Annotated in this window: 5 protein-coding genes; 1 reads left to right on the top strand and 4 read right to left on the bottom strand. The window is 67.2% G+C overall.

The window, feature by feature from the left end:
• Positions 1-103: 103 nt before the first annotated feature.
• From M529_RS33375 to M529_RS33360, 4 genes are read right to left on the bottom strand one after another with little or no spacing between them, the layout of a single operon-like run.
• Positions 104-388, bottom strand: coding sequence for a hypothetical protein (locus M529_RS33375; RefSeq protein WP_013038677.1), 285 nt, complete (start codon positions 386-388; stop codon positions 104-106).
• Positions 385-660 carry a hypothetical protein gene (locus tag M529_RS33370; RefSeq protein ID WP_013038676.1) on the bottom strand — a complete coding sequence of 92 codons (276 nt, stop codon included), beginning with the start codon at positions 658-660 and terminating at the stop codon, positions 385-387. The genes M529_RS33375 and M529_RS33370 overlap by 4 nt, the downstream gene beginning before the upstream one ends.
• Positions 653-889: a conjugal transfer protein TraD gene (locus M529_RS33365; RefSeq protein ID WP_013038675.1), complete on the bottom strand. Its 237-nt coding sequence runs from the start codon at positions 887-889 to the stop codon at positions 653-655. The genes M529_RS33370 and M529_RS33365 overlap by 8 nt, the downstream gene beginning before the upstream one ends.
• Positions 890-926: 37 nt before the next feature.
• Positions 927-1,232: a conjugal transfer protein TraD gene (locus M529_RS33360; RefSeq protein ID WP_013038674.1), complete on the bottom strand. Its 306-nt coding sequence runs from the start codon at positions 1,230-1,232 to the stop codon at positions 927-929.
• A gap of 176 nt (positions 1,233-1,408) precedes the next feature.
• Here M529_RS33360 and traA point away from each other — a divergent pair.
• Positions 1,409-4,308, top strand: a 2,900-nt coding sequence (gene traA, locus M529_RS33355; RefSeq protein WP_021317596.1) for a Ti-type conjugative transfer relaxase TraA, incomplete at its 3' end; no start/stop codon positions are given.

Raw genomic sequence — 4,308 nt, 5'->3', positions numbered from 1 at the left:
TTGGTTTTGACGGCATCCTCAAATTCATCGAACAGGACGCGGGCGACCCGTTCCAGTTCGCGGCGCTTGGCGGCGGGAAGATGATCGAGATCGGCCCGCATCGTCATCCGATCGTTGCCGGCGTGATCGCCAGCGCCGGGTCCGCGTCGGGATGATCGAGCAGCTTGAGGACGATCGCGGTGGCGAGGGGAGGGGGGACAGCTTCCGCGCGCAGCATGTCGAACAGGGCGTGTTCGTCGGCGTCGAGGTCCATGCCTTCGATCGCGAGATTGGCGCGGGCTTCGGCATCGCCTTCGCGCCACATCGCGACTTCGGCGGGGGTGCCGCGCACATAATCGAGCGCGCGGACCTGGGCGCGGATCGCCCCGATGTCGAGGGCGCGCGTCACGGTTCCTGTCCTTCGCTTGCCGGCAGCGCGATATGGGTGATGCCCGGAGCGGCGGCGATTTCGTCCACCAGGCTATCGACGGTTTCCATGCGGTGACTGGGCCAGTCGCGCGAGACGGTGACATAGCCGGCATCGGTCTGGACATTGATGGTCGCGGTGGCGGGAAGCAGATCGAGCAGCGAGGCGAGCTTGTCCTGAATGTCGGGGGTGATCCGGTCGATTCCCGGTCCGACCATCAGGAGCTGCCAGGAGAGGCGCGACGTGTCAGTCATGGGCGTTTCCTTCCGCGTTGTCCTGTCCTTCCGCTTCCGCGTCGAAGGCCCGTTTGCCGCGCCGCTTCCAGAGCGCGAGGGCGTTGCCATCGCCTTGCGCGCGGGCGGCCAGATCGAGCATCGCGCCATAGAGCGTTGCTCGATCGTCGTCGGTCAGTTCGACGAGCCCGGCTTTCTGGACGAGGCCGCCCAGCTCTATGAGATGGCGGGTGCGTTCGCGACGCTGCACGACCCATCCTCTCGTATCGGTGCGGCGCTTGGCGGCTTCAACCCTGTGCCTCGCCTGCGCCAGCTTGGTTTCCGCCTTCGCCGTTGCCGCCAGCGCGTCGCCCAGCCTTGCGCCCGCGTCCTTGAAAGAAGGCCGCGCCCCGCGAGCGCCACGCCTCCCTTTCCTCCGCGTCGGCCGATTCCACGGCGGCGAGCAGCGCACCGGCGAGCGTGTCCAGATCGAGCGCATCGGCCCCGGTCCCCGTCACCAGCTCGCCGAGTTGCTGTATCTTCTTCGCCTTGATAGACTTGGCCTTGTCGCTCAGTGCCCGCAATTCGGCGTCATAGTCGCGCGTCTTTCGCATCATTCTCTCCCTCGCGCCCGTCGAACAGAAGCCGCACAGTAGCATGATCGCGCTGGCAGGACAGCGGTTCCGAACAGAAATACGGTGAAGTCAATCACGCGAACGGCAGTGAGTGGTGAGTGCGCGCTTATACGTCGTTGCCGACGTGCGCTTGAGAAGGCAGTATAGCGGCCGTTATGGCGATCTACCATTTCTCGGCCAAGGTCATCAGCCGCGCCAACGGATCGAGCGCCGTTGCCAGCGCGGCCTATCGCGCGGCGGAACGGCTGCACGATGACCGGCTCGGGCGCGACCATGATTTCTCGAACAAGGCCGGCGTCGTCCATTCGGAGATCATGTTGCCCGAAGGTGCGCCGGAGCGTTTAAGCGATCGCACGACGCTGTGGAATGAGGTCGAGGCCGGAGAGAAGCGGAAGGATGCGCAGCTTGCCCGCGAAGTCGAGTTCTCGATTCCGCGCGAGCTGAACCAGCAACAGGGTGTCCAGCTCGCGCGCGATTTCGTCGAAAAGCAGTTCGTCGAACGCGGCATGGTGGCCGACCTCAATGTGCATTGGGACATGGGGAAGGACGGGCAACCCAAGCCGCACGCGCATGTCATGCTGTCGATGCGCGAGGTAGGGCCGGAGGGTTTCGGGCAGAAGGTGCGCGAGTGGAACAGCACGGCGCTCTTGCAGGAATGGCGCGAGGCGTGGGCCGATCACGTCAACGAGCGCCTGGCCGAGCTGGATATTGACGCTCGCATAGATCACCGCACGTTGGAGCGCCAAGGGATCGACCTTGAGCCGCAACACAAGATCGGGCCGGCGGCGTCGCGGATGCCCGAACAGGGGCTTGAGGCCGAGCGGGTCGAGGATCATGCCCGGATCGCGCGCGAGAATGGCGAGAAGATCATTGCCAATCCGTACATCGCGCTCGATGCGATCACGCGCCAACAGGCGACGTTCACGCGGCGCGACCTGGCGCAGTTCGCGTTCCGGCACAGCGACGGCAAGGATCAGTTCGACCAGGTGATGCGCGCAGTGCGGATCTCGCCCGAGCTGGTGGCGCTGGGGAAGGACGGGCGCGGCGAGGATCGCTTTACCTCCCGCGACATGATCGAGACGGAGCAGCGGTTAAGCCAGGCCGGCGATCGGCTTGCCGATCGGGCGGGGCATGGTCTCTCGGCGGCGTCTCAAATGGGGGGGCGAGACACCGCCGAGAGTGGAAGCCTTGCGCTGGGAAGCCAGCAAAAGGACGCCCTGGCGCATATCACCGGCAAGAACGACCTGGCAATCGTCGTCGGCTATGCCGGCACCGGCAAATCGACCATGTTGGGCGTGGCGCGCGACGAATGGGAGCGCGCCGGCTATCAGGTGCGCGGCGCGGCCTTGTCCGGCATCGCGGCCGAGGGGCTTGAGGGCGGTTCCGGCATCCAGTCCCGCACGATCGCGAGCATGGAATATCAGTGGGACCAGGGCCGCGAGCTGCTAGGCCCGCGCGACGTGCTGGTGATCGACGAGGCGGGCATGATCGGCACGCGCCAGATGGAGCGCGTATTGTCCGAGGCCGAAAGGGCCGGCGCGAAGGTGGTCCTTGTCGGCGATCCCGAGCAGTTGCAGGCGATCGAGGCCGGGGCGGCGTTCCGGTCCCTTGCCGAGCGCCACGGCGCGGCCGAGATCAGCGAGGTTCGCCGGCAGCATGAGGACTGGCAGAAGGACGCCACGCGGGCGCTGGCGACGGGCAGGACCGGCGAGGCGATCCATGCCTATGCCGAGCATGGCATGGTCCACGCGGCCGAGACGCGCGAGGCTGCGCGGGCCGAGCTGATCGACACATGGGACGCGCAGCGGCTTGCCGATCCCGAAAAGACGCGGATCATCCTCACCCACACCAATGCCGAGGTTCGTGATTTGAACCAGGCCGCGCGCGATCGGCTGCGCGAAGCCGGCGAGCTGGGGCAGGACGTGCGGATTTCGGCCGAGCGGGGCGCGCGCGAGTTCGCGACCGGCGACCGCATCATGTTCCTGAAAAACGAGCGCGGGCTAGGCGTGAAGAACGGCACGCTGGGGAAGGTCGAGCGCGTGTCGCCCGACAGCATGGCGGTGCGGCTCGATGATGGCCGACAGGTGGCGTTCGACCTCAAGGACTATGCCCATGTCGATCATGGCTATGCCGCGACCATCCACAAATCGCAGGGCGTGACGGTCGATCAGGGGCATGTGCTGGCGACGCCGGGGATGGACCGCCATGCGGCCTATGTGGCGCTGTCGCGGCACCGTGAGGGCGTGCAGCTCCACTATGGCCGCGACGACTTCGCCGACGATCGGCGGCTTGTCCGCACGCTGTCGCGCGAGCGGGCGAAGGATATGGCGTCGGATTATCCCATGTATCGGGACCGCGACGCCGAGGCGCAATCGTTCGCCGATCGGCGCGGTCTGTCGGGCGAGATCCGATTGCCGGATGCGCCCGAGCGCAAGGGTGTGGAGCTTCTTGGCCCGCGTGCTGGCACCATGCGCCAGATGGGCGGAGATCCACGCCCACGCGAGATCGGCGAGGGCCGCGGCGCAGGGGATGCGAAGGCCGCGGCCGAGCGACAGCCGCGGCGCGGCATGTTCGACGGCTTGAAGCTGTCGGCCGAGCCGGCGAAGGCGGCCGAGCCAGCGCAGGGCGCGAAGGAAAAAGCGGCTCCCAAGCGGGGCATGTTCGATGGGCTGAAACTGTCGTCGCGCACGCCGACGCCGGCGAAGGAAGCCCCGGCGCGTGCCGAGCAGGGCCTTACCCATGATTTCCGGCGCGCGGTCGAGCGGGCCTCGCGTTCGGCCGAGGCGGTGTTGCAGGCCCGCGCATCGGGCGGGCCGGTATTGGAGCATCAGAAGGTCGCGCTCGAGCGCGCGACCGAGGCGCTGGACCAGATCAGGGCGGGGGCTTCGCGCGATATGGCATCGGCGTTCCAGCGCGAACCCGGCTTGCTCCATGAGGCGGCGGCGGGGCGCAGCGGCCCGATGATGGATGCGATGGCGCAGGAGGCCAAGGTGCGGGCCGATCCGAACTTGCGCGCCGATCGGTTCGTGGAACGCTGGCAACAGCTCTCCCAGGA

Origin of the sequence: Sphingobium ummariense RL-3 (assembly GCF_000447205.1) — a bacterium.
GTDB classification, from domain to species: domain Bacteria; phylum Pseudomonadota; class Alphaproteobacteria; order Sphingomonadales; family Sphingomonadaceae; genus Sphingobium; species Sphingobium ummariense.
This window is presented reverse-complemented; position numbering and strand designations above follow the sequence as displayed.